The organism is Mucilaginibacter mali (genome assembly GCF_013283875.1).
GTDB lineage: Bacteria > Bacteroidota > Bacteroidia > Sphingobacteriales > Sphingobacteriaceae > Mucilaginibacter > Mucilaginibacter mali.
This window is the reverse complement of the sequence record NZ_CP054139.1, coordinates 5594667-5619046: the sequence shown is the minus strand read 5'-3', so window position 1 is coordinate 5619046 and position 24380 is coordinate 5594667. Positions and strand designations below refer to the sequence as shown.

Genomic DNA, 24380 nt, shown 5'->3' with positions numbered 1-24380 from the left:
TTCCCAACGCTTTTATTACAATATGCCTAATTATGGGCTATTACTATTGGGAGGGTGTAGGGAGGGGTTTAACCACGATGCAACATCGTATAAACCCCTCCCTGCCACTACACAAGCCCAACACGCCCCTCCCCGTGGGAGGGAACTCCTTATTTATTTACCTTAAAGCCACCTATTTGTGGCTTGTTGAAGCGTTTTGAAAAGCAATGCCTGTGCTTCCATTAAGCGTTTGCACCCGTTCTCCGCTCCAACTCCGCGCCTTGCCACCAGCACACCCTATCGCGCGCTTGCAGGGTTTCCACTACGCCCGGGTTTATGCCGAACGGTTGTGCCATCAAACCAAAAAAGCGGCCCGAAAGCCGCTCTCTTTTAGAAAAATCACAATTAATATTTTAAGGCACCAGCAGCGCGTAAATAAGGTAGCAGATAATTGCGCCCGCTATAGCCGATATAAAGCCACTCAGGCGCTTCTTCTTCATAAAGCAAAGCATCACCAAGCCGCTCAATGATATCAGCACCAGGAAGCCGGCCGAGATGTCGATCACCCAGCTCCATTTCGAACCACTGTCGCGGCCTTTGTGCAGGTCGTTAATTACACCAACCAGGCCAAGGCTCACCTCGTTCAGCTTATACTCGCCGGTCTTCCGGTCAACAAAGGCATCGGCGCTATAGCCGGGGCCTTTAAAGGATAATGAGCATTGGTTATCCTCAATCAAAAAATCGCTTACCGCGCCTTTAATGTGGTGGGTGCTACGCAAGCGCTCAACTATCTCCAGTTTTTTAATGGCGTTGGTATCAGTGGCGTTTACCCACTCTACCGGCATTTTGCCTTTGTACTTGGTCAGGTGCTCTTTATCGCCAAACCAATCGGCATGGTTAAGGGTAAGCCCCGTTACCGAAAAGAACAGCACGATAACAAAACTGACCATCGACAAATAAATGTGCAGCCAGCGCGACAGTGCCGCCGTGTTTTTTTGCCAGGCAGGTTTAGGCTTTTTATCCGTGCGCGGATGCCTTACCAACGTGCGGGGTTGCCCTGGTTTATGTTCAGCCATTATTTAATTTTATGATAATCCAGCGATGCTGAAGCAATTTCTGTATTTGCGGCCAGATCTATCACCTGGGTTTTTTTAAACTCCATTTCCTGGTTGATCAGTTGATAGGTACCATGTTCGCGGGCAGCCTCAATGTAAATGGTGTATTTACCCTGTTTCACCAGGTTGCCTTTGTCATCCTTACCATCCCATTTCAGGGTGTATTTGCCCGGCGCACGGGTAGCGCTGGTGGTAGAACTGATGCTGCTGTTTTCGGCAGTGAAGGCCTCGTTATAGGTTTCGTACCACGAGCGCATATCGCGCAGCCAGCGTGGTTTATTGTACCAAAGGGCAATCATACGCACCGGTTTTTTATCAGCATCCATTACCCAAACGGCAACAAACGGGCGGTGCACGCGCACACCCTCAATTTGCGCCAGTTCTATGTTGATAGACAATTCGTACTTAGTATCCCAAAGTTTATCTTTTGATATACTGGCGGTGGTTACAGCAGGTTTTGCGGCAGGTTTTTCCAAAGCTTTAAAGCCATCGCTTTCAATACGTTTGCCGTCGGCGGTGATCATCATGTATTCGGCGCCTTCAACTTTTTCAACCAGTGCTTTGCCTTCGGCAGGGGTTAATACGTTTAACGAGGTTGCCAAAGCGCCTGCGTCGACAGCGTTTGGCGCAATAACAGTAGCGCTGATCACCTGCTCAACCGGGCGGCCGGTACGCGGATCTACAATGTGCGAATACCATTTACCCTGTATCATTTCGCCACGACGGTAGTTGCCGCTGGTGGCCACAGTTTTGTTGCTGATGTTCAGCATGGCTACTGGCGCATCGTTCTCGGCATCAGCTTTAGGGTTGGCTACGTTTATTTGTTCGGTATGCTCGCCACGCACCATAATATCGCCGCCAATGTTCAGCACCACGCCGTTTACACCGTTGGTATTCATGGCAGCAGCGCAGGCCTTATCCATAATATAGCTCTTAGTGAAAGTGTTCAGCATCAGCGATGCGTTATCTAAACGGGTAGCGGTTTGGTTGTTAACATCCAGTGCCCAATGCGCTTGCTTAACCTGCGCAACAGCGTTGTTAATTTCGGTTTGAGTTGGCAATTGGTTACGTTGCGCGGCAGCCTTCCAAACTTTACCTACAGCTTCTGCCGATGCGTCAAGTGCGCCGTTGGTTTGCACACGCCATTTATCAAACAGGTTCAACACCTGGAATAATTCAGGCGATACTTTTACTGCCTGTTTGCTGCCATTCATCCACTGGCGGAACTCGCTTTTAGCATCATAACCGCTCAATATCTTATTCAGGCGATCTATTTCTGCCATGGCAGCATCCTCTGCCTTTGCAGCTTCATCTGGCGATGTGGCCGACACTTTTATTTCAAGCGAGGTACCCAGTACGTTTTCGTAATCGGATACATAAACGCGTGTGTTTTTTGTGTTTGGTACGGTAAAGTTGCTGCACAACATCAGCAGGAAACATCCCGAAAAGAGCGTAATTAGCGATTTCATTTTTAATTAGACTGATTATAAATAATAGTATATATTTAATTATCAATAAGTTACATTGATATAACTTATACTTATAGCTTATTGCTAAGATAATCAGGCTTTTTAAATTATCAACAGGAAAATTTTTTAATAAAAAAACGGGTGAAAAATGCTCCATTAGGAGCAAAATATCGGTAGTAGTTTGATAACATAGGCGTTACCGCTTGCCTTTAAGTACGCCATATATATTCCGTACCTAAAGGCACGGGGGGAATAAATATAATACGGTTCTACCAATATTTCACCCCGCCCGGGGTGCCATTAAGTTAAGGATGATCAGCCGAATAAAGCCCCCTCTAAATCTCCCCCGGTAGGGGAGACTTAGGCTGCACAAGCGCAAAATTCTTAGAGTCCTCCCCTTTGGGGAGGATTATTTCATGAGGGCTTCGCCGTTTAGGTGGGGCTTAAAAGCTTAACTTAATGACATTGCCCGCCGGGGTGTCAAGCCTCTTAATAATCCCATGGTCCATAGCTAACGCTCGGCTCTGGCATAAACCTGTAGAGACAAAGTATCGATAATCACCATTACAACGGTGGCGTGCCCTTGTCAGTACCTTAAAAAAACAGCGAGAGGAGAAAAAGTGAAAAATTGAACAAACACACTTATTTAGCTATACATCAATGTGTTACGTGTTCAAATTTTGTTCAAAAAATAAGGATTTTTGTTCATTTTTTGCTTGCGCCTGAACAACAGAAGTCGTTAAATTTAATAAACCTTCTTAATTCCCGCTACGGCTTTTATCGCCTTCAGAAATTTGCTTGATTAAAGTGCCCCAGGCAATTGGGTTAAGCAGTGGGTTAGGCATCAGCGAATGCTGGTTCAGGATATTGATATGCTCGCCCTGGGCATAGGCCGATTGGATCTCGTGTGCATCGCGGGGCAATGTTTTGGCCATTTCGGCGATCGAGCCTTTACTCAGATTTTTGCGGGCTACCTCCAGGTCATCATCCGCCAGCTTCATGGTTATAAAATCGCGCCTGAACTCATCAGTAGTAGCCCATGGGAACACCTTAAAAGTAGGCAGATTGGTGATCTGCGATTTCATGGCCACATTGTGGGTATAGCTTTTATTGGCATTTTCGGGGATCACCACCGTAACCGGCGAAAAACCTACGCAAGTAAAGCGAAGCGTATCCTGCTCATGCGCTACAAACGAAAAGTAGCCTTTGTAGTTAGCAATAAAGGTTTGCTTGTTAGCACTGATATTGGTGATGGTAACATAAGGGATCACTACGTTGCTGCTATCGGAATTATGCACCACGCCCGAAAACTGCACCAATGGTTTCTCCTGCTGCTGCGCGAAAACCGCCGCTGCCGAAAAAAAAACAAGCAACAATGCTAACAGGTACTTCATGGTTTCGGTATGCCCCTTATTGGTTATAATAACTCCTTACAAAGATAATTTATTGCAACAAAGCCAATGCCAATTTAACAATTCTTAACACTAACGCATGTTTTCGGGCAGTACGGCGTTAGGGTCGTCTATATCGGTTAGGTTAATGGCTTCAACAGCGGTAATTTCGGGTACAGCCTTTATAATGGCCTGCTCAATGCCTGCCTTTAAGGTCATGATACTCATCGGGCACGATCCGCACGACCCCAATAACCTTAACTTTACCACATTTTCCGGTGTTATCTCCTCTACAGATACATTCCCGCCATCGGCCTCCAAATAAGGACGGATAGTATCCAATGCCGACTCCACCTGTGCTACTAAACTCATTTTAATTTATTTATATATAAAGGTATTAATAATTTTTTAATTCAAAGAGGCGCTGCTCTTCCCCATCTTGTCATTGCGAGGAGCGGCTGGGCCCTGTGGCTTGGGGCGACGCGGCAATCTCGTAGGTCGCAATTCAAGCTACGAGATTGCCGCGCTATAGCTCGCAATGACAAATTGTTGAAGCCTCACCCTGCCCCTCCAGAGGAGAGGGTTCTAAAAGTCCTTAAGCCCTCCCTGCTGGGGAGGGTTTGGGTGGGGCTATTTACTATTCGCCTTCGCATTTGCGATCGCCACCTGTTGCGCCACGCGTTCGGCAATATGCATAAAGGCTTCGGTCATTACGCCATCCTGCAACACTACCGGCGCGCCGGCATCGCCCGATTCGCTGATGCTTTTCACCAGCGGCAATTCGCCTAAAAATGGCGCTGCTATTTGTTGGGCCAGCTTTTTACCGCCATCCTGCCCGAAGATATAATAACGGTTCTCCGGTAATTCGGCAGGGGTAAAGTAGGCCATATTTTCTATCACACCCAAAATAGGTACGTTGATGGCTTCCATCATAAACATGCCTATGCCTTTCCTGGCGTCGGCCAAGGCAACGTTTTGCGGGGTAGTAACAATCACCGCGCCTGTTACCGGGAAGGTTTGCGTTACGGTGATATGGATATCGCCGGTACCCGGCGGCAAATCGACTACCAGGTAATCCAGTTCGCCCCAATCAGCATCGTTAAACAACTGCTTTACCGCGGTTGAAACCATTGGTCCGCGCCATGGTACGGGTTGGTTAGGGTCGGTGAAGAAACCTATCGATAATAATTTAATGCCGTATTTCTCTATCGGTTCTATGCGTGTTTTACCATTCACCTGGCTGGCTTGCGGGCGCGCGCCCTCCAAACCGAACATGATGGGTACCGACGGCCCATAAATATCCGCATCTATTAAACCAACCTGCGCACCGCTTTTTGAAAGTGCCAGAGCCAGGTTGGCCGCCACGGTAGACTTACCTACACCACCCTTGCCCGATGCTACCGCGATGATATTCTTCACGCCCGGTACCCCGGTGTTTTTTTGGGTGGTAACGCGCGAGGTCATATTTACGCTCACCTTAATCTCCTTGCTGATAAAGTGGGCGATGGCATTGCGGCAGGCATTCTCTATCATCGCCTTCAAGGGGCAGGCCGGCGTGGTCAGTATCACCGAGAAGCTTAAATTGTCGCCATCAATGGCAATATCCTGTATCATGTTAAGGGTAACCAGGTCTTTTTTCAGATCGGGTTCCTCAACGTTGCTAAGTGCTTGTAAAACTTGTTCTTTAGTAATGGTCATCATGCAACTGCAAATCTACTACAACACGGGGGGAAGTTTGTCATGATAATGAAAAATAGCTTTACCTCTCCCCAATCCCTCTCCTAAATAGTTTGTCATTGCGAGGAGCAGTGGGGAAGCCAGTGAAATGGGCGCGACGCGGCAATCTCGTAGTAAGCAGAGTAATGCGACGAGATTGCCGCGTCGCGCCATCGCTAATGCCCCACCCGGGCTCCTCGCAATGACAATGTGGTATTGGGGAGATTTAGCTGCGTTCCAAAGGAAACATTTTACCCTTCGCAGCGTTTGTATCGGATAAGATTTAGTTTAGCTTTGACAAAAATACCTCTTGAATGCAGCGCCTCAACCCCAAATATATCCGTATAGCCATTATCACTCTTGTTTCCCTGCTGGTACTCTTAATTATCGGGGGCTTTGTTGCCTGGTCAAAGCGCGAAGTGTTATTGAGAAATGCCATCGCAAAAGCCAGGGCCAAAGCAAAAAAGGATTATAATCTTGATGTACAACTCACCGATCCGCACTTTACCGGATTAACTACTGTGGCTTTTACGTCTATCACCGTTGTTCCCGAAAATCGCGATAGCCTGTTGCGTATTACCAAATTTGAGATAGGTGTAAAGTTGTTCCCACTGTTGTTTGGCAAGGTAAAACTGGCCGAAGTAAATATGGAGACCGGCAACCTGAACCTTACCAATATTAAGGGCGTAAAGAACTTCGATTTCCTGTTCCGCAAGAAAAAAGACACCACTACAGTACACAAAAAAACCGACCTGGCCGATATTGCCGATAACCTGATCAACCAGGTGCTTTATAAAATACCCGATAACCTGGAGATGAAAAGTTTTAGGGTAAGCTATACCGATGATTCATCGAAGGTTACAGTTGCTACAACGGCTTCGATAAAAGATGGCAGGTTATCATCAAACATTAAAGTAAATAACAGCGATACCATCTGGCATTTTGCCGGGACGATGCACCCATCGGATAAGAATATCGATATCAGCCTGTTCTCTGATAAAGGCAAGATCACCCTGCCGTTTGTAGAGAAGCGCTTCCATGCCCATGTGAGTTTTGATACCATCACCACCCGCCTGAATAAGGTAGAGAACAGCGGTGGCGAGACCCGCATCTTTAGTACATTATCGGCACGCAACCTGGTGGTAAACCATAAGGCGCTTGCGGCCAATGATATTGTGGTGCCTAATGGCTCGATAGATGCCAATATTTTTGTAGGATCTAACTTTGTTTCGCTGGATAGTTCGTCGGTCATTTACATGAAGAAGCTAACCGCGCACCCCTATCTGAAATATACGCTGAACCCGGTGAAGATCTACGAGATGAAGGTAAACACGGGCTGGGTAAACGCGCAGGATATGTTCGATTCATTCCCCGGCGGTACGTTCGAATCCTTACAGGGCATACATGTAGCGGGCAAGCTGAACTACAAGATGAATTTCTATTTGGATACCGCTAACCCCAAGGATGTACAGTTTGATTCGCGACTGGACAAGGATGGCTTTAAAGTGGTGAAATATGGCGTTACCGACTTTGGTAAGCTGAACGGTGATTTTATTTATACGCCGTACGAAAAGGGCAAACCGATGCCGCCACGCATCATCAGCAATGCCAACCCCTACTATACCCCACTGGAAGAAATTGCCCCCGACCTGCGCAATGCCGTAATGACCGCCGAAGACCCTACTTTTTACAAAAACAATGGCTTTGTTGAGGAGGCGTTCCGTAAATCGCTGGCGACGGATTATATGGAGAAGAAATTTAAGCGGGGTGGCAGCACCATATCGATGCAGTTGGTTAAAAACGCCTTCCTGAGTCGCCAGAAAACACTGGCCCGCAAAATGGAGGAGATCCTGATCGTTTGGATGATAGAGAGTAACCGCATCATGACCAAGAACCGGATGCTGGAGGTTTACTTCAATATTATTGAATGGGGCCGCAACGTATACGGCATCGGCGAGGCATCGCGCTATTATTTTGGCAAAACACCGGCCGAGCTGACACTTGGCGAAAGTATTTATTTGGCCAGTATTGTACCGAAACCAAAATCGGGCCTGTACGCGTTTTTGCCCGACGGCAGCCTGAACCCGCGCTTGAGCTATTATTTTAATGTTATAGGTAATTTAATGGAAGGCCACGGATTAACCGTACACCGCGACAGCAGTAATTATGGCCTGTTCACCGTGCGCCTTAAGGAAAGCCTGCGCAGGCAGTTGAACCCGGCTGATACCGGCAATATTACCCGCATATTTAAGCAGGGCGATGACGATGACGAAAACGATATGCCGGTAACCCAGGTTACCCCGCCACCTGCACCGGAACCGGAAAAGAAGCCGAATTTTTTCCAGCGATTATTTGGCGGTGGCAAAAAGAAGGATAGCACCAAAAACGAGGAGCCAAAGGTTGATACTGCCGGAAAAACCAAAAAGCAGATCCGCCAGGAAAAGCGGGAGCTGAAAAAGCAGGAGAAAGAGCGCCAAAAGGAATTAAAGGAACGCGGATTGTTATAATTCATCCCAATACATTGCAGAGACACGATACCTCGTGTCTCTTTTTGTTTGCTGAGAATGACGTTGTGTTTTTTGACGATAATTTATAACAGGGATGTCAGTCTGAGCTTGTCGAAGACTGGTTCGAGGGGTCTGCCCGCCATGGTTCGACGTGCTACCCATGACAGCCTACCCCACAGGTTTTACGATACTACTTCTTCCCGTTAGCCTCAATATAATCGGCCATAGTATTTACATCCACCAATATCTTGCGGCCTTCTTTAGGGTCTTGGATATTAATGCCGTATTCCTTTTTCAACAGCACGATCAGCTCCAGCGAGTCGATAGAATCTAAACCTAAACCATCGCCAAACAGCGGTTCATCGTCCTTAATATCCTCGGGGGTTAATTCTGTCAGGTTTAAAAATTGTATGATCTGGACTTTTAGCTGTTGCTTCAGTTCTGTTTTTTCCATGCTGTAATTATATTAAATTTTTTCGTTTTAAGCCTATTACCGTTATGGCTTGCAGCAATAGGGTAATGCCGATCAAAGGTATAATGTTTGCCAGTACATCGGTAAATTTTCCGCCCTCTAAAAATAAGCCGTAGTAAGCTTCGATACACCAATGCAGCGGCGAAAAGTTCACCAGCGCTTTCATTGGCCCGGATACTACGTAGCTGGGCACCATTAGCCCGCCGATGGCCGCCAGTATCACAATAGATACCGCCCCGAAGCCGTTGGCCTGCTCCTGTGTTTTAGCAAATACGCCAATGCATATAGCATAGCTTACCGCGCACCACCCGGTGAACAGGGTAACTACAATGAGCCCCAAAACATCATGCGGGATATTCAGCGCGGGCAGGCCCATCACCGGGAACAGCCATACGCCAATAGTAAATATCACCAGCGCCTGGAACATAGTTACACCCAGGTAAACGATCTGCTTTGATGCCAGCCCAACTAAGTAATTGGTAGGCATGGTCTTCAACCGGATATAACTGCCGCTCACTTTTTCGCGCACTACGCTGCCGCCTAGACTCATTACAATGAAGAACATGGCGAAGATGGTCCACGCCGGCACGTTATGCTGGGTGGCGTTGGGCACCTGCCTGTCGCTGCCACGCGAGGTGGGTATCTGGTTGATGACGGTCTTGCTGCTCAGCATCTCTTTTTCCAATGCAGGAGGCAGCGGTTTATCATTAATGGACATGTACAGGTCGCCCAGGGTTTCGCGGCTTTCTACCAGTTGCAAAGCGCTACGCAGGGCACCCTGTACCGAGAGGCGCAATTGCTCCTGCAATACCGGGTTATAATACATGCTGATAGGATTGGTGTCCGATGCATTAGCCTTTATCGAGTCGCCCTCCAACCCAAAACTTTTTAATGCTTTATTGGCCGATGCTTTTGCCCGTTCGCTTACTTTAACCGAAAAATCGGCAGGGATCATAATGGCCAGTTCAGCTTCTTTGCTGTGCAGCCTGGTGTTGATGCCGGCGCTATCGGTACCTTTTGGCAGTTCGGACACCTTGAACATACCGATATTATTAATGGCCTGTATCAGCTGCGGGCTAAGCTTGCCGGTATCCCTGTTGCTGACCAGCAACAGCAGCTTGTTCTTATTCATGAACTGAAAGGTGCTGTTCTGGATACTGGTGACCACAATTACCAGCGCCACGGGCATAATGAACATCAGCAGAATGCCCACCTTATCGCGCAGCAAAATGCGCACATCTTTTATTATGGTGGCCCAAAGCTTAAACATCATCCCTAAAATGTTTACCGGTTAAATTTAAGAATAGTTCTTCCAGATCGTGGTGCTTATGTTCTTCCAGCAGGTCATCCAGCGATCCCTGCGCCATCACCTGGCCGTTATCCATCAGGGCTACCTGGTTGCAAAGGTCCTCGGCCTCACTTAACTGGTGCGAGGTGTATATCAGCGTAGTGCCGCTTTTGTTCAGCTCTATCAGGTAATTGATGATGGCGTGGCGCGTTTGCACATCAACCCCAACGGTAGGTTCGTCTAAAAACAAAATACCGGGATTGTGGATAACGCCAATGGCCAGGTTGACTCTACGTTTCATCCCGCCGCTAAATTGCTGTACCTGCTTATCGCGCACATCTTCCAGGCCCATAATGTTCAGCAACTCGTCGGTCTTTTGTTTGATCTTGTTACGGCTCAGGCCATACCAGGCGCCGAAAAATTCCAAATTCTCGGCAGGGCTTAGTTCCTGGTAAAAAGAAAAATCCTGCGGTATAAAACCGAACAAGCGGTTCACGCGGTATTTATGACGGCCAACTTTTACGCCCGCCAAAGCGATGCTGCCCTCGCTGGGTTTCAGCAGGCCGGTCATTAAATTCATTAGCGTGGTTTTGCCCGCGCCGTTGGGGCCGAACAAACCGAACCTGTCGCCTTTAGCGATCTTTAAATTTAAATGAGTAAAAGATGGCTCCCCGTTCCCCGGGTATTGGAAACTGAGGTTCTGGATATCGACAGCCGGGTAAGTTACGTTAACCATTTAATGTTCTTCAAAGCTATAAAAGCTTCTCTTTCTAATTCGGCAATTTCCAGCAAATAGTTGCCCATGGTATCAAAATCGGCCTGGCTGCCAATACGGCCTTTATAAATGCCGGCCGCGTGTACCGCCGCTGTGCGCCATTTATCGCCTGCAAGTGTAAATAGTTTAGATATCTCTAACAATTCGTCCTGTGGCAAATAGGCGTGGGCCTGCTGTAAAAATGCGGCATAAATATAGCGAAATCCGCCGCCACCGGTACCAATTTCTTCCTGCATGCGCACCAGTTGCGCCAAATACAGTTTGGCTTTCTCTAAACCCAGCTTATCGCGCCAGCCTTTTATTTTATTCCCGGTGAAACGGATGCCTTTAACCCCCGCGAATGGACCGGGTATGCTCAACATATTGAACACATTACGTTTGATGCCGCTTTTTATCGCTTCGCGGATGCGGCCGTCGGTTATCTCGCCATTGTATTTGGTGTAATACACCTGCCCTTTTGGCGCTAAAGCCCCTTTGGCAAAGCGCACCCGCTCCAATTCGTAGCTGGTTAGGGTGGTGGGTGTCTCCATGATCGGGTCGCTGATCAAATAGTTATCACCCTCCTTACCGTAAACGATCAGGTTATGTGCGTTGAAATGGAAGCGGTATTCTTTAGGGAAATAGCTGAGATAATAAACCCCTACCTGGCAACCTACGGGCTGACCGGCATTTAGCTGCTCCATCAGGTAAGTTTCGGCCTTTTCGCGCGAACTGAATTTTTTTCGGATGACCGGGATATCCAGCGAACGACAGGTACGGCCGAAGATCCAGCCGGGCATGGTACGGAACGCTATGGCCGGGCCATTATTAATGCTGATGAAGGGGATATAAGCGTAAAACAAACCCGCGCCAATGCCAAAAGCCAGCGGTTCGGTAATTTTACCTTTTGATGCTTCCCATAATAAACTACTGGTAACCCCCGATTCGCAATGTGCCGATTGCCGGTGTTCTAGATCAATTTTCATGCACGGTGAGGGTTTTCAGGTCGGCGATGCTTACGTTAAAAGCTTCGGCGTATAGCGTTAATTTTTTTTCAGATAATTCATTAAATACATCAGGCTTAAGATGGCGTTTGATCTGCCATTGCCAAAAGCCGGTATACTGGGCCAGCAGTTTAATATCCATCAGGCGGTATTCCATAAAAAATAAAATAGGGCTGGCTTTGCCGTCAATTACCTGCTGCCTGGCCTGTGCCACGCGGCCGTCTATATCCTGCCAGGCCGCATCCAGCGCGCTTATTTTTACATCCCAGCCGCTGCTTAACTGCGTAACGTACTGCCCGCTCTCGTCGGTAGCATAGCACACCTCTTTGGTGATCTTGGCCAACGCGCTAAGGTCTTGTGGTACGTTCTCTTTTTTCATTTTAATTCTTTTCAATATGTAAAGGCCTCACCCTTCCCTCTCCAGAGGAGAGGGTTATAAAGCTTCTGAAGTCCTCTCCTCTGGAGAGGATTTAGGTGAGGCTTTCGGGTGTGCTTATCGCCCGTCTTACTCACCCCGACTACGCTTCGCTGGTCGGCCCTCTCTTCGCTGCGCGGAAAGAGGGCAGGAGCAGTATCGGTAACCCAGCCCCTCTTTTCGCGCAGCGAAGAGAGGGTGGTCGGGCGTAGCCACGACCGGGTGAGTCCCCCCGTTTGCAAGGTGCTCTACACCACCGTCAACATCGCATACATATAGCTAAACCGCGAACTTTCCGGCACCAGCAGCAATAACTTCTCACCTTTCTTCAATTTACCGCTGTGGAACATCTCGTTGATCATTAAATAGATGGATGCCGCGCCAACGTTGCCTACGGTATAAAGGTTAATAAACCATTTTTCGTAAGGGATGCCGCCGCCGTATTCTTCTATCATATCGTATATCTTACCGCGGAAGAAATTGCTGGAGATATGCGGTAAAAAGTGGTCGATATCATTAACGGTCAAACCTTTTTTCTCGAATATCTCTTTAATTTTTTGCCCACCCAACGGAACGATGTTATCGCTTAGCAAGCTGATATCCTGTTTTACGCTGAAGATAGATTTGTTCATGATCTCTTCGGGCGTATAATCCATAAAGCCTTTAAAGGTGCCGTCAGCTTCCTTTTCAGATCCCATGTACATGCAGGGTTCCATCCGGTCGGCATAGGATACGCCTTCTATCCACTCAATGCGCAGGCTTAAGCCCTCTTCATTGGGTTTATCCGACAGTAAAAATGCCGAAGCACCGTCAGATAACATCCAGCGTAAAAACTCTTTCGAGAACGCGATGTACGGGTTCTCGTTCAGTTCTACCAGTTTGTGGGCTTCCTCTTCAAATACATCAGATACCAGCAGGCCCGAAAACCTTTCTGAACCGGTAGCCACAGCGGTATTCACCTCGCCGGCTTTAATGGCCAGGTAAGCAAATTTCAACGCGTGCATACCGGCGCAGCAAACACCTGCAGGCGATACTACCTCTATGCCGCCAGCTTCGGGCAGCCAGCCGTGGGTCATCACCCCGTGGCTGGGCATCATTTGGTCGGGAGATGAGGTGCCGCAGCTTAGCAATTCAATATCTTTTAATTTTTCGGGGTCGTTATCAAATAATTCGCGTACGGCCAGTGCGGTCATCTGGGCATTGGTATGGGTCGACTTACCGCCTTTCTGCAACGCGTAATAGCGGTTGGTGATGGCGTTGTTACGCAATACTATCTTTTTAGATTTTGATGGTTTGCCGTTAATATAGCCCAGGTATTCCTCCATCTCGTCGTTACTAACGGGTTGGTTGGGGAAATAGGCCGAGGTATTAACAATATAAACCGGGTTGGCAGACATATATTTCGATCAGTTTTAGTTTAACAATAAGTAGTGCTGTTTTTTTGCACGGATGCTTTTTTGCGTAAATGGCCGCAAAAATATCGCATCTAAAGTAAGCAGTATGGGCGCACCTAAAAACAACGCTATAAAAAGATAATACTTATAAGCTGTTATCCAGGGCATTTTGTTTTTGCGTTTTGAAATAAATTTTGCCCAGGCCTTAAATATAACGCCGGCTTTGCCCTCAATTACCATCAGCGGATACTTAACACGCACCGCGCCTTTATCAACCATTTCCTGCTGTAAAGTGTCCCAGTCGCCGTTGTTTAAGTGCTGCAAAAGCACCTCGCCATAAACGCTGGTGTGCTTAATATCTTCTTCGGATACGCCCGGTTTAGGGAAGATATTAAGGTAGCGTTCCTTCTTACCTGTAAGCATCCAGTAAAAAATGGTGATGAAACTAACAAAATTGGGGTTATTATCTACCAGTGCTACGTTGCCTACAAATTTGGCGCCCGCATCGGCCAGTAACTGTTTTATCTTATCAAAAGCATTAAGCCACATGTTGCGCCCGGCAGATATGGTGACCACCGGCGTGTCTTTCACCACCGCCCTGAATTTAGGGTGCTGGATGATAGAGTTTGACGGGATACTTGGCGACAGGAACCAGGGCTGATAACCCAGGATCACCAGGTCGTAAGCATTGTGCTTTAATTCAAATGGTTGCAATTCGGTAGGCACGCCTAACTGGCAATCGGGCATAACGCTGAAGAAACGGCTGCCGGTCCAGGGGAAATCGTAATTAACCACGGGTTGCACCAAAACAATATCTACATCTACCCCACCGGCAATTAACGGCGCGGTAAAGTTGCTGATGATATCCGTCATCTGCCCCGATTGGGTATAGTAGATAGCTAAAACCTTTTTACTCATTCGGGTATAAAATTATAATTCTTCGGGTTTTATCACTTTTGATTCCTTGGCATACTCCTTCACCGCGTGCTGAACTACTGGCGAAAGCTTATCAAAATGCTTAATTACGAATGCCTTATCGGCGGGGATATCGGCTTTGTATTTTACTATTTTAGGCGAATGCTCCTGTATAGTTAAACGGAGGAAATGGTATTCGGTATTATCAGGTTCGGCGGCTAAGGCGGTTTCCAGTTTGGCTTTGCCAGCTTTAAATAACTTTAAACGCTCTTTTACTTTAGGCAAGCCAGCTTTGCGGATCAGTAAGGCGCCCGCGTAAGCCTGCTGCTCTTCGGTTAGTATAGATAATTCTTTTTCGATATCCTCCGGCTTGCCCGATGTCATGACGGCATAGAACGTGTTTTTATCCAGTTTTTGCGCTAATGCGCGTTGATAACTGCTGCTGACGGTCAACAGGAAAAGCATTACGAAAGTTATCTTGCAAACTATCTTCATTTTCATAAGCGATCAAACATAATAAAATTCCCCGGTTCTTTTTCGGGGATAAAAACACCAAGCCTAAAACAATAAGCCCGCATAATTGATTTAATATCCTGAAATATATTTACCCCGGGTATTCAATTAATTTTGTTTATTTTGAGGGTATTTAATTGATAAGGTTTAAAACGACTGAGCCCAACATATACTTTTAAAAATAGTGGAGAGGAAGGGATTCAAACCCCCGATACCTCCAATAATTATGTAGGGATAAGTCTATCAGACATACAAAAACAGCTACCGGGTGGATAAACACTTACCTTTTTCGGGCTTATGGGCAGTAATACTGGGCGGATCAAGCGGCTTTGGTTTTGCCGCCGTTGAAAAGCTGGCAGCGCACGGGATGAATATTGCCGTGTTGTACCGCGAGCCATCAGCCATGGCCAAAAAAACGGTTGCCACATTGGTTGAAGTAGCCGCCAAAAACGGCGTTGAGGTATTACCCTTTAACCTTAATGTATTGGATGCCGCATCGCGCCAAAGCTTTATGACCGATTTTGTTGCCGATAAAAAAGGTAAGGTAAAACTGCTGATGCATTCGGTTGCCCGTGGTAACCTGAAACCCCTGGTATCAACCCAAAAGAATGAAGCCCTGTTAACTACCGAGGATATCCAACTCACCAGCTACGCCATGAGCAACAGCCTGCTCGATTGGACACGCGACCTGCTCGACGCCGGCTTATTTCATGCTGATGCCCGTATTATCGGCCTTACCAGCGAGGGTGCCGATAAGCATTGGGATGCCTATGCCGCGGTTGCCATTGCCAAAGCATCGCTGCAAAGTTTGGTTACCTATATGGCAGTGGAGTTCGCGCCTTTTGGTATCAAAACTAATTTGATACAGGCTGGTATTACCAATACGGCCGCCCTGCAAAGAATACCGGGTAGCGAAAAACTGGTAGAGATAGCCCAAACCCGCAACCCCTTACAACGCATGACCGAACCGCGCGACGTAGCCGGGGTAATTTATTTATTATGTACCGACGAGGCCGCCTGGATAAACGGCAGCCTGATACACGTTGACGGCGGCGAACACTGCCGGTAATTTTACGAAACCGAATGAAGAACAGTATATTAAACCATCTGCCCTATAAATCGTCTTTCCGTTTTGTAGATAATATATCCCGCCTGACGGAGGATGAAGTGATCGGCGATTTTACGTTGAAGGAAGACGCCTTTTTTTACGAAGATCATTTTGCCGGCAACCCGGTAACGCCGGGCGTGATCATTACCGAAATTATGGCGCAGATAGGCCTGGTGGTAATGGGTATATTTTTGATATTGAAGGATGCTAATTTGGATTTGGGCGATGAGAGCGACTTGTTCCCGTTATTAACCTCAACCGATGTATCGTTCTTTAAAATGGTGCTGCCAGGGCAAAAGGTAACGGTGGTATCAAAAAAGCAGTACTTCCGTTTTGGTAAGCTGAAGTGCTATGTAGAACTGCTGGATGAAACCGGCGAGCTGGTAGCGCGGGGTATGTTCAGCGGAATAATTAAGCATGTAGACGGTTTTAAAAAATGAGCAGGCGCGTAGTTGTTACCGGTATAGGGGTGGTATCGCCAAACGGCGTTGGGGTGCCTGCGTTCCTTAATGCGATACAGAACGGCATTTCGGGCGTGAAATTTGTGCCGCTATACCAGGAACTTAACTTTAGTTGCCAGGTGGCCGGAGTGCCCGATTTTGAATGGGATAGCTTGAAGAAATACATATCCGAAGTTACCTTTCACGGGTTAAAAGGCACTAATATTGGCTACGGGATAACTGCCGCACTTGATGCCTGGGCCGATGCCGGTTTGCCTTACGATACCGACGAACCGCGCTGGGATACGGGCTGCATCTTCGGTAACAGCGTGGCCGATACCGAGGCTATGAAGAACGTGATCATCCGGGTAGATAATAGAGAGGCCCGCAAACTGGGATCGCGGGTGGTAGAGCAGGCCATGAACAGCGGGGTGACCAGCTATATAGCCGGCCGGTTGGGTTTGGGCAATATGATCACTACCAACTCGGTGGCTTGCGCAACGGGTACGCAGGCTATTTTAATGGGCTATCAATACATAAAACAAGGCCAGGCCAACCGTATGCTGGTGGGCAGCAGCGAATATGTTGACCCATACGTTTATGGCGCTTTCGACAGTATGCGGGTGCTTTCGCGCAAATTTAATGACGCGCCCGAAAAAGCGTCGCGTCCCATGAGCGCTACTGCCGGTGGCTTTGTGCCGGGATCGGGTTCGGGGGCTTTGATACTGGAAGACCTGGATATGGCCCTTGAACGCGGCGCCACCATTTACGCCGAGGTTTTAGGCGGCAGCAGCAACAGCGGCGGGCAGCGAGGCGGCGGCAGCATGACGGCCCCAAACCCTGCGGGAGTAATAAAATGCATTGATGATGCGGTAATTTCATCTGGTATTCATCGGGATGATATAGATTTGGTAAGCGGGCATTTAACCGCTACCATGGCCGATAAGCAGGAAGTACAGAACTGGGCGACGGCTTTAGGGCGTAACGGCAAGGATTTTCCACTTATCAATTCCCTAAAATCAATGATAGGGCATTGTTTGAGCGCGGCAGGGTCGATAGAATCGGTGGCGGCGATATTGCAAATAAAGCATAACTTTGCCCACCCAAATATCAACCTCGAAGATCCGAACCCCGGGATAACACAATTGATAGCTGAGGATTGTATACCATTAACAACGATTAAGAAAGATATTAATATATTAGCAAAGGCTAATTTTGGATTTGGAGATGTTAACAGCTGTTTAATATTTTCAAAATATAAATAACAAATGAACAGAGCAGAAATTTTAGACGAACTAAAAAAAATACTGGCACCTTATACCCTTGATAAAGAACAACTGGCCGGCATAAACGAAAACACCGACCTGATAAAGGACCTGAAGATTAATTCGGCTAACCTGGTAGATATTATTATCGACGCTGAAGAAAAATACAACGTGGAAATTGATTATGACGATGCCGAAAAAATGATAAACGTAGGCAGTTGTATCGATGTGATTGCCGAGCGTTTAAATGCCTGATGAACAGCATCGGCAACGATATTATTGCTTTAAATACTATTGATACTGCCCGTACCCGTAACCCGCGGTTCTACAAAAAAATATTAGCCGAAACAGAACAGCAATTATACTACGCTAATCTCAGCCATATCCCGCTTGAACAATTTGTATGGCTGTTATGGTCGGTTAAGGAGGCGGCGTACAAATGCCTGCAAAGATTGCAGCCCGATCTGGTTTTCTCTCCTGTTAAAACGGTTGTTATTAGCTTAGACACACCCGTCAAAGCCTCACCTGCCATTCCTGTAAATATTGTCAGTACCGGCTTTGATGATGACGCCAGCTTCAGGGCGACGATCTCTTTTCAAAATCAAACGCTTTACTCCCGCTCAATAATTTATGGTGATGAAGTGTTGCATACCGTAGCTTCGTTTAATCCTGATCTCAGGAATATCCATTGGGGTATAAAACGTATCGATACCACCGATCCGCAAACGCAATCATCCGCAGTTCGCCAATTCTTGCTGGCAGATCCTTTACTGTCTTACAACAAAAATTATAGCGTAGAAAAAAGCTCTTCCGGTTATCCGTTCATTACCGCTAAGGGAAAGAATACTGGTGCAATGGTTTCTTTATCGCATCATGGGGAATGGGTAGGCTATGCGGTGGTATAAAGAACCGTATCAACCATAATGTCATCGTGAGGAACGAGGACAATCTCTACATACGTCTGGTTTGTGCTTTTATGTTTAGTTAGTGCTGTATTTACGTCGGTCCGGCTATGCGCAGACTACCATTAATAACAGTACCAACCGATAAACAGCACCACGCAAACCTATTTAATCTCCTCCTCGTACATATCATTAATTAAAACAAAACGTTAAAGCTTTTAATTAACCAATAGTACCACTTAAAACATTGTTTATGAAAAAACTGACATTAACCCTATGCGCCCTGGCTATGTTAACCGCCGCTCATGCACAAACCGATACCGCCAAACACCACGGCTGGTTTGGCCGGCGCGATATTGCCGGTGCTGCGCAGATCCAGGTAACCTATCGCCCAGGTAAGCTGGGAGATCTGAATGCCATACTGAATAAAAACGCCATCCCATCCCTGCCCGAAAATAATATGTGGCTGAATTTAAGCATGAGCCATGTACATAAAAACTGGCTGTTTGAAGATGGTTTGGGCGGCTCATTCACCTCCACCGGCGATCGTAATCCATCAAACGGGATCCGGGCCAAATACAACCAGTTCCAGTTTTACACCCGCGCAGGTTATAATTTTTCGAATAGTGAAAACGTAAGGCTATATCCCTTTATCGGCTTAAACCTATCCGAAGCCATGCTGCGCATACAGGATGATAACCGCACGCAAAGCACAGCCGATTTTTCTAACGAATTAACCAACGTTACCGCAAGCAAAACACTTTGGAACCCGAACCTTGGTTTCGAACTTGGTGGCGGGTTTGATTATGTCATCAAGCTAAAACCTAAGCAAATGGATTGCTATACTATACAACGCAATATCCCTATTGGCGTACGGGTGGGCTATTACCTGCAGGCAACCAATTCTAAATGGAAGATAGATGATAACTATACCCTAAATAACGGCCCTGCCGGCAAGCAAAGCGCGGTGTTTGTATCGCTGAACATCGGGCTGGGATATGCGATAAAGCGATAATTTAAACCAGTTTTTTCAGCGCGATAATGGCACCAATGTGCAGGCCCTCATGAAAAGGTAAAAAGGCTATAGCATCCTGGATATTATGTATCTCTACACCATAACGGGTTGTCCAGGTTGGGTAATTACCCCAGATATCCTTTTGCAGATCGGCTTCTAAAGTATTGGTACTTGTGGTTAGCAGGGTTTTTATTTGCTCAAATTCTTCGGCCGTAAAAAACCTTTCGGGTTTGCTGCCGGGTTTGTAGGTATCGAAAAAAGCCTCGTCGATAGGCAGGGCAAGTCCTGCACGTTTGTAGCAAATACCGCATTGGGCTGCCACCATATGGCCCAGGTTCCAGATAATATTGTTATTGAAGCCTGCTGGAACGGTGTTCAATTGTTCGATAGTAAGCCCCTCAATAGCGGCAAGTATGGTTAAACGCGGGTTACGGATGGTATCAAATTGCTGGCTCATGGTTTGTAAAGGTTTGCTTGTATGCTGCAAACATAATTATTTGCAGCGTTTTGGCGTCTAAAAATTCCATGTAATGGTCATTTCCGTTCGCACAGGCTTGGCTTAACGGCGTTTATTATACCTTTACAAAAATTTTTGAGCACCAGGATGCCGGACAACGCGCTAAATACTTCTTATCGGTCGGATAAACCCATCTGGTATTTCCTGCTTTGCTGGACCATCTTCAATATTATACAAGCCTACACGCTTGAACTGCACCCCGACGAGGCTTACTACTGGATCTACTCGCGCCTGTTAGATTGGGGCTACTACGATCACCCGCCGATGGTAGCTATCTTCATCCGCCTGGGCGATATGCTGGTACATAACGAGTTAGGACTTCGCCTGATGACCATCTTGGCCAGCAGCGCGTCCATCTACCTGCTTTGGCTCATCCTGAAGCGCTATGCCGTGGAGGCCCGCTGGTTTTTACTGGTGGTGCCCGGTCTGCTCATCCTGCACATTTATGGTTTTACCACCACGCCCGATGTGCCGTTGTTCTTTTTTACCCTGCTGTTTTATTTTATCTACCAAAAATATGCAGACGAGGATAAGTTGCAATGGGCCTTACTGCTGGGATTAATTATTGCCGGTTTACTTTATAGCAAATATCACGGGGTACTGCTCATTGGGTTTACCCTGTTATCAAACATCAAACTGCTTAGGCGGCCAAGCTTTTATTTGATAGTTGTGCTTGCCGCCGCGTTGTTTACCCCGCATATCCTGTGGCAGATGCATCACGATTATCCGTCGCTCAGTTACCATTTGTACGAACGCTCGGCCGAGGTTTATGAACCGATTACCACCGTGCTTTACTTCCCGGGACAGATTCTGATGGCCGGGCCGCTCATCGGCTGGTTTTTGTTTTATGTGGCGCTTACCATTAAAATAAAGGATGCCTTTATCCGATGCCTGCTGGTTAATTTCATCGGCACGGTGATCTTCTTTTTATTAAACACGTTTAAAGGCGAGGTACAATCGCACTGGACGCTGATCGCCTTCGCGCCGCTGGTGATGCTGGTGCTGATCCGCTTTAAGCAATTAGGCGAGCCCCCCAAATGGTTTGCCCCGCTGGCGGTGGCTAATATTGTGCTGGTCATGGCGCTGCGGATATCACTTATCTTCCCGCCTGCCTTTATTAAGAACAGTTCGCGCTTTCAAAGCTATTATGGCTACCGCGAATGGGCTAAACAACTAAAGCAAAAGGCCGGCGATAATTACGTGATCTTTATCAGCGGTTTCCAGGAGGCATCAAAGTATAGCTATTACACCAATTCGCTAAAAGGTTTTGCTTATGATGCCCGTGCCTACCGCCGCACGCAATTTGATATCTGGCCCATTGAGGATAGCATGCAGCACAAGCGCGCCCTGTACACCATGGATTTTAATGGCAAGGGACTGGTGCTGGATAGCTTCCCCACCACCCGTGGCATGTGGCATAGTATGTGGATCGATAGCGTACGCACCTTCCAAAAGGTAGATATCCGTACCGATGCCAAAAACATGAAGGCCAAACCCGGACAGGCCATGGCTTTAGACCTCACCATCACCAACCCGTACAACTGGCCCATTAGCTTTAAGAACCAGGGCTACCCGCACGAGCTGGTGATAGCCGCCATTTTTTTACAGGATGAGGAGGAACTGTTCCCCGTGCGCTTCGGTTCGCGGCAGGATAGTATCAGTATCCCGGCTCATCAAAGTATTCCTTACCATTTCGAGTTTCACGCGCCGACTGTAAAGGGTAAGTACGAGCTGGTTTTTTCGGTGCGCACCACACCATTCCCGGGCGGCAGGAACAGCCGCCCCATTAGTTTTACCGTTGAATAATTACACCCTATGATAAAAAGATATTACCTGCTGATCGCCCTGTTTTTTACCGCCACCCTTGCCACCCGCGCCCAAACGCTTGATGTGCATTTTAACGGACTGGGCTTTTTAGATAACCACGAGTATAAGGAGTTTGTAGCTCGCTCGCGCACCTACTCAGGCACACGTACCGCGCTGGATTTTGGCCTGAACCTGGATAGTCTTAACAGCTTTGTAGTGGGCGTAAACGGCCTGCACGAGTTTGGCGCCAAACCATTCTTCGGTAAGGTAGACCCGGTGGCTTATTACCAGTATAAAAGTTCGGCCTGGCAATTTAATGCCGGCGCCTTCCCGCGCGAGGGTTTGGTAAGCAACTATCCCCGCGCCCTGTTAAACGATACGCTGCGCTACTTTCGCCCCAATGTGGAGGGCTTGCTGGCGCGATACCAAAACCACCACGGTTACGAAACTTTTTGGCTGGATTGGGTGAGCCGCCAAACCGTTACCGACCGCGAGCAGTTCATCTTCGGTGCATCGGGTAAGTACACACCCAAGGCCGATGGCAACTTCTACATCTCGCATTACTTTTTGCTGCTGCACGATGCCGGCGCCGAAGTGCTTTTACCTAACGACCATATCAATGATAACGGCGGCGCGCAAATACGCTTAGGGATGGATTTCAGCCACAAGCAAACCACCTTCGATTCACTTTCGGTTGAGGCCGGCGGTATGATATCATTAGAGCGCCAGCGCGGGGTAGATGGCTTTAAGATACCAAAAGGTTTTGTGGCCAGCGTTTACCTAAGCTATCATAAACTGGCCTTGTTTGATGAGTTTTACGCCGGCCAGGGCCACGAAATTGTTTACGGCGACTCGTACTACAGCAAAAAGACCTATAACCGGGTAGATATCATCTATACCCCATTCCTGTTTAAAAACATTAAAGGCCAGTTTGTATTCAGTTTCCACCAAACCCCCGAAAGCACCGGCAGCAGCCAGCAGGTGTTTAGGGTAACGTATGATTTGGGAAGGAAGACGATAGCGAGGTTTAAGGATAATTAAAGCAAAGAGGCCAGGAAAACTCCCGGCCTCTTTTACTTTAATTATTAAGCTTCCACTTCTTCCTTTTTCCCATACCGGCGAACGCGCAGGGCGGCTTGTTCGCGGTGGCCCATAAAGCCTTCTATTTCGCACAGGCGCATACAGTACCCGCCGATGAAAGCGCCCGCTTCCGGCGTGCAGCGCTGGTAGGTACAGTTCTTCAGGAATTTACCCACCCACAGGCCGCCGGTATAGCGCGCGGCCTTATTGGTGGGTAGGGTATGGTTGGTGCCGATCACCTTATCGCCATAGGCCACATTGGTTTCCGGGCCAAGGAACAGGGCGCCATAGTTGGTCATGTTATGCAGGAAGTAGTTCGGGTCTTTGGTCAATACTTCCACGTGTTCGTAAGCCAGTTTATCGGCTACTTCTACAGCCTCCTTTTCATCGGCCACAACTATAACCGATCCGTTATCGCGCCAGGCTACGCCGGCAATATCTGCCGTCGGCAGCACTAACAATTGCTTTTCAATTTCCACCAGCGTTTCATTGGCCAGTTGTTCGGATGTGGTGATCAGGCAGGCGGGAGATGTAGGGCCGTGTTCAGCCTGACCTAACAGGTCTGTAGCCACAATTTCAGCATCGGATGTTTCGTCGGCTATCACCAGCACTTCGGTAGGGCCGGCAAACAAATCGATGCCTACCCTGCCATACAGTTGTTTTTTTGCCTCGGCTACATAGGCATTACCCGGACCAACAATAATATCCACCGGCTGTATGGTTTCGGTACCGATGGCCATGGCGCAAACCGCCTGTACACCACCTAACAGGTAAATCTCATCGGCCCCGGCCAAATGCATGGCGCAGATGGTAGCCGCAGGCACTTTGCCATTAATTGGAGGCGTGCAGGCAATTACCCGCTTTACACCCGCCACCTTGGCGGTGAGGATGCTCATGTGCGCCGAGGCCACCATTGGGTACCTGCCGCCGGGGATGTAGCAACCCGCGCTGTTAACCGGGATGTTTTTATGCCCCAGGAACACGCCGGGCAGGGTCTCATACTCAATATCCTGTATCGATGCGCGCTGCTTAGTGGCGAAGTTCTTGATCTGCGCCTGCGCGAATTTGATATCGTTAACGGTTTGTTCGGGTACGGCGCTCACAATTTCGGCTATCTGCGCTTCGGTTAAGCGGAAGCTTTCGGGTGCCCACTTATCAAATTTTTCTGATAGTTCCCTTACGGCCACATCGCCATTGGCTTCGATGTTTTTGATGATGCCGCTTACAATTTCCTTAACCTTCGCATCGGCTTCTTTTAGCTCGGTATCGCTTTTTCCTTGTTTAATGTATTTCATAATTTATTAAATCCTTTGTC

The 24380-nt window shown here is 47.7% G+C and carries 24 protein-coding genes; 9 read left to right on the top strand and 15 right to left on the bottom strand.

Annotated features, from left to right (window positions below):
- Window positions 1-392: 392 nt before the first annotated feature.
- From HQ865_RS23865 to HQ865_RS23845, 5 genes are all read right to left on the bottom strand, one after another.
- Window positions 393-1055, bottom strand: coding sequence for a PepSY-associated TM helix domain-containing protein (locus HQ865_RS23865; RefSeq protein ID WP_173417316.1), 663 nt, complete (start codon window positions 1053-1055; stop codon window positions 393-395).
- Window positions 1055-2563, bottom strand: coding sequence for a DUF2271 domain-containing protein (locus tag HQ865_RS23860; RefSeq protein WP_202020425.1), 1509 nt, complete (start codon window positions 2561-2563; stop codon window positions 1055-1057). Before HQ865_RS23860 ends, HQ865_RS23865 begins: the two co-directional genes overlap by 1 nt.
- A gap of 758 nt (window positions 2564-3321) precedes the next feature.
- Complete coding sequence (locus HQ865_RS23855; RefSeq protein ID WP_173417315.1) at window positions 3322-3957, bottom strand: peptidase associated/transthyretin-like domain-containing protein; 636 nt, start codon at window positions 3955-3957, stop codon at window positions 3322-3324.
- Window positions 3958-4047: 90 nt separating this feature from the next.
- The gene (locus HQ865_RS23850) at window positions 4048-4326 is read right to left on the bottom strand and encodes a NifU family protein (RefSeq protein WP_173417314.1); all 279 of its coding nucleotides are present in this window, start codon (window positions 4324-4326) and stop codon (window positions 4048-4050) included.
- A 258-nt stretch (window positions 4327-4584) separates the two neighbouring features.
- Window positions 4585-5652, bottom strand: coding sequence for an Mrp/NBP35 family ATP-binding protein (locus HQ865_RS23845; protein ID WP_173417906.1), 1068 nt, complete (start codon window positions 5650-5652; stop codon window positions 4585-4587).
- Window positions 5653-5984: 332 nt separating this feature from the next.
- Between HQ865_RS23845 and HQ865_RS23840 the strand changes: the two genes are divergently transcribed.
- Window positions 5985-8177 carry a transglycosylase domain-containing protein gene (locus HQ865_RS23840; protein WP_173417313.1) on the top strand — a complete coding sequence of 731 codons (2193 nt, stop codon included), beginning with the start codon at window positions 5985-5987 and terminating at the stop codon, window positions 8175-8177.
- Between the two features lie 190 nt (window positions 8178-8367).
- Here HQ865_RS23840 and HQ865_RS23835 read toward each other — a convergent pair whose 3' ends face one another.
- From HQ865_RS23835 to HQ865_RS23800, 8 genes are all read right to left on the bottom strand, one after another.
- Entirely contained in the window at window positions 8368-8631 is a 264-nt protein-coding gene (locus HQ865_RS23835) for a phosphopantetheine-binding protein (RefSeq protein WP_173417312.1), read from the bottom strand.
- Window positions 8632-8638: 7 nt separating this feature from the next.
- The gene (locus tag HQ865_RS23830; RefSeq protein WP_237073570.1) at window positions 8639-9922 is read right to left on the bottom strand and encodes an ABC transporter permease; all 1284 of its coding nucleotides are present in this window, start codon (window positions 9920-9922) and stop codon (window positions 8639-8641) included.
- On the bottom strand, window positions 9912-10673 hold the full coding sequence (locus HQ865_RS23825; protein ID WP_173417311.1) for an ABC transporter ATP-binding protein: 762 nt from the start codon (window positions 10671-10673) through the stop codon (window positions 9912-9914). The genes HQ865_RS23830 and HQ865_RS23825 overlap by 11 nt, the downstream gene beginning before the upstream one ends.
- On the bottom strand, window positions 10661-11677 hold the full coding sequence (locus HQ865_RS23820; protein ID WP_173417310.1) for a BtrH N-terminal domain-containing protein: 1017 nt from the start codon (window positions 11675-11677) through the stop codon (window positions 10661-10663). Before HQ865_RS23820 ends, HQ865_RS23825 begins: the two co-directional genes overlap by 13 nt.
- Complete coding sequence (locus HQ865_RS23815; RefSeq protein WP_173417309.1) at window positions 11667-12074, bottom strand: hypothetical protein; 408 nt, start codon at window positions 12072-12074, stop codon at window positions 11667-11669. The genes HQ865_RS23820 and HQ865_RS23815 overlap by 11 nt, the downstream gene beginning before the upstream one ends.
- A 284-nt stretch (window positions 12075-12358) precedes the next feature.
- Window positions 12359-13507 (bottom strand): beta-ketoacyl-ACP synthase III, encoded by a 1149-nt coding sequence (locus HQ865_RS23810; RefSeq protein WP_173417308.1) that lies wholly within the window; start codon window positions 13505-13507, stop codon window positions 12359-12361.
- Between the two features lie 15 nt (window positions 13508-13522).
- Complete coding sequence (locus tag HQ865_RS23805; protein ID WP_173417307.1) at window positions 13523-14422, bottom strand: hypothetical protein; 900 nt, start codon at window positions 14420-14422, stop codon at window positions 13523-13525.
- Window positions 14423-14434: 12 nt separating this feature from the next.
- Window positions 14435-14914: a hypothetical protein gene (locus HQ865_RS23800; protein WP_173417306.1), complete on the bottom strand. Its 480-nt coding sequence runs from the start codon at window positions 14912-14914 to the stop codon at window positions 14435-14437.
- A 286-nt stretch (window positions 14915-15200) separates the two neighbouring features.
- Here HQ865_RS23800 and HQ865_RS23795 point away from each other — a divergent pair, with 286 nt between their 5' ends.
- From HQ865_RS23795 to HQ865_RS23770, 6 genes are all read left to right on the top strand, one after another.
- Entirely contained in the window at window positions 15201-16001 is an 801-nt protein-coding gene (locus HQ865_RS23795) for an SDR family oxidoreductase (protein ID WP_173417305.1), read from the top strand.
- Window positions 16002-16015: 14 nt separating this feature from the next.
- Complete coding sequence (locus tag HQ865_RS23790; RefSeq protein WP_173417304.1) at window positions 16016-16480, top strand: 3-hydroxyacyl-ACP dehydratase FabZ family protein; 465 nt, start codon at window positions 16016-16018, stop codon at window positions 16478-16480.
- Complete coding sequence (locus tag HQ865_RS23785; RefSeq protein ID WP_173417303.1) at window positions 16477-17745, top strand: beta-ketoacyl-[acyl-carrier-protein] synthase family protein; 1269 nt, start codon at window positions 16477-16479, stop codon at window positions 17743-17745. Before HQ865_RS23790 ends, HQ865_RS23785 begins: the two co-directional genes overlap by 4 nt.
- A 3-nt stretch (window positions 17746-17748) precedes the next feature.
- Window positions 17749-18000 carry an acyl carrier protein gene (locus HQ865_RS23780; protein ID WP_173417302.1) on the top strand — a complete coding sequence of 84 codons (252 nt, stop codon included), beginning with the start codon at window positions 17749-17751 and terminating at the stop codon, window positions 17998-18000.
- On the top strand, window positions 18000-18650 hold the full coding sequence (locus HQ865_RS23775; RefSeq protein WP_173417301.1) for a 4'-phosphopantetheinyl transferase family protein: 651 nt from the start codon (window positions 18000-18002) through the stop codon (window positions 18648-18650). The genes HQ865_RS23780 and HQ865_RS23775 overlap by 1 nt, the downstream gene beginning before the upstream one ends.
- A gap of 250 nt (window positions 18651-18900) precedes the next feature.
- Window positions 18901-19662: a hypothetical protein gene (locus tag HQ865_RS23770; RefSeq protein ID WP_173417300.1), complete on the top strand. Its 762-nt coding sequence runs from the start codon at window positions 18901-18903 to the stop codon at window positions 19660-19662.
- 1 nt (window position 19663) lies between these two features.
- Here the strand turns inward: HQ865_RS23770 and HQ865_RS23765 are convergent, their stop codons facing one another.
- Window positions 19664-20119 (bottom strand): DinB family protein, encoded by a 456-nt coding sequence (locus tag HQ865_RS23765; protein ID WP_173417299.1) that lies wholly within the window; start codon window positions 20117-20119, stop codon window positions 19664-19666.
- 135 nt (window positions 20120-20254) lie between these two features.
- Between HQ865_RS23765 and HQ865_RS23760 the strand changes: the two genes are divergently transcribed.
- Together HQ865_RS23760 and HQ865_RS23755 are read left to right on the top strand one after the other, a co-directional pair.
- Window positions 20255-21985, top strand: coding sequence for an ArnT family glycosyltransferase (locus HQ865_RS23760; RefSeq protein WP_173417298.1), 1731 nt, complete (start codon window positions 20255-20257; stop codon window positions 21983-21985).
- A gap of 9 nt (window positions 21986-21994) precedes the next feature.
- Complete coding sequence (locus tag HQ865_RS23755; RefSeq protein WP_173417297.1) at window positions 21995-23026, top strand: hypothetical protein; 1032 nt, start codon at window positions 21995-21997, stop codon at window positions 23024-23026.
- A 44-nt stretch (window positions 23027-23070) separates the two neighbouring features.
- On the opposite strand, the gene hisD is transcribed toward HQ865_RS23755, so the two are convergent.
- Window positions 23071-24360, bottom strand: coding sequence for a histidinol dehydrogenase (gene hisD, locus HQ865_RS23750; RefSeq protein WP_202020424.1), 1290 nt, complete (start codon window positions 24358-24360; stop codon window positions 23071-23073).
- Between the last annotated feature and the right edge of the window lie 20 nt (window positions 24361-24380).

Coding starts and splice junctions, on each gene's coding strand:
- HQ865_RS23865 (WP_173417316.1), bottom strand. CDS start 1,055: ATGGCTGAACATAAACCAGGGCAACCCCGCACGTTGGTAAGGCATCCG.
- HQ865_RS23860 (WP_202020425.1), bottom strand. CDS start 2,563: ATGAAATCGCTAATTACGCTCTTTTCGGGATGTTTCCTGCTGATGTTG.
- HQ865_RS23855 (WP_173417315.1), bottom strand. CDS start 3,957: ATGAAGTACCTGTTAGCATTGTTGCTTGTTTTTTTTTCGGCAGCGGCG.
- HQ865_RS23850 (WP_173417314.1), bottom strand. CDS start 4,326: ATGAGTTTAGTAGCACAGGTGGAGTCGGCATTGGATACTATCCGTCCT.
- HQ865_RS23845 (WP_173417906.1), bottom strand. CDS start 5,652: ATGACCATTACTAAAGAACAAGTTTTACAAGCACTTAGCAACGTTGAG.
- HQ865_RS23840 (WP_173417313.1), top strand. CDS start 5,985: ATGCAGCGCCTCAACCCCAAATATATCCGTATAGCCATTATCACTCTT.
- HQ865_RS23835 (WP_173417312.1), bottom strand. CDS start 8,631: ATGGAAAAAACAGAACTGAAGCAACAGCTAAAAGTCCAGATCATACAA.
- HQ865_RS23830 (WP_237073570.1), bottom strand. CDS start 9,922: ATGATGTTTAAGCTTTGGGCCACCATAATAAAAGATGTGCGCATTTTG.
- HQ865_RS23825 (WP_173417311.1), bottom strand. CDS start 10,673: ATGGTTAACGTAACTTACCCGGCTGTCGATATCCAGAACCTCAGTTTC.
- HQ865_RS23820 (WP_173417310.1), bottom strand. CDS start 11,677: ATGAAAATTGATCTAGAACACCGGCAATCGGCACATTGCGAATCGGGG.
- HQ865_RS23815 (WP_173417309.1), bottom strand. CDS start 12,074: ATGAAAAAAGAGAACGTACCACAAGACCTTAGCGCGTTGGCCAAGATC.
- HQ865_RS23810 (WP_173417308.1), bottom strand. CDS start 13,507: ATGTCTGCCAACCCGGTTTATATTGTTAATACCTCGGCCTATTTCCCC.
- HQ865_RS23805 (WP_173417307.1), bottom strand. CDS start 14,422: ATGAGTAAAAAGGTTTTAGCTATCTACTATACCCAATCGGGGCAGATG.
- HQ865_RS23800 (WP_173417306.1), bottom strand. CDS start 14,914: ATGAAGATAGTTTGCAAGATAACTTTCGTAATGCTTTTCCTGTTGACC.
- HQ865_RS23790 (WP_173417304.1), top strand. CDS start 16,016: ATGAAGAACAGTATATTAAACCATCTGCCCTATAAATCGTCTTTCCGT.
- HQ865_RS23785 (WP_173417303.1), top strand. CDS start 16,477: ATGAGCAGGCGCGTAGTTGTTACCGGTATAGGGGTGGTATCGCCAAAC.
- HQ865_RS23780 (WP_173417302.1), top strand. CDS start 17,749: ATGAACAGAGCAGAAATTTTAGACGAACTAAAAAAAATACTGGCACCT.
- HQ865_RS23775 (WP_173417301.1), top strand. CDS start 18,000: ATGAACAGCATCGGCAACGATATTATTGCTTTAAATACTATTGATACT.
- HQ865_RS23770 (WP_173417300.1), top strand. CDS start 18,901: ATGAAAAAACTGACATTAACCCTATGCGCCCTGGCTATGTTAACCGCC.
- HQ865_RS23765 (WP_173417299.1), bottom strand. CDS start 20,119: ATGAGCCAGCAATTTGATACCATCCGTAACCCGCGTTTAACCATACTT.
- HQ865_RS23755 (WP_173417297.1), top strand. CDS start 21,995: ATGATAAAAAGATATTACCTGCTGATCGCCCTGTTTTTTACCGCCACC.
- hisD (WP_202020424.1), bottom strand. CDS start 24,360: ATGAAATACATTAAACAAGGAAAAAGCGATACCGAGCTAAAAGAAGCC.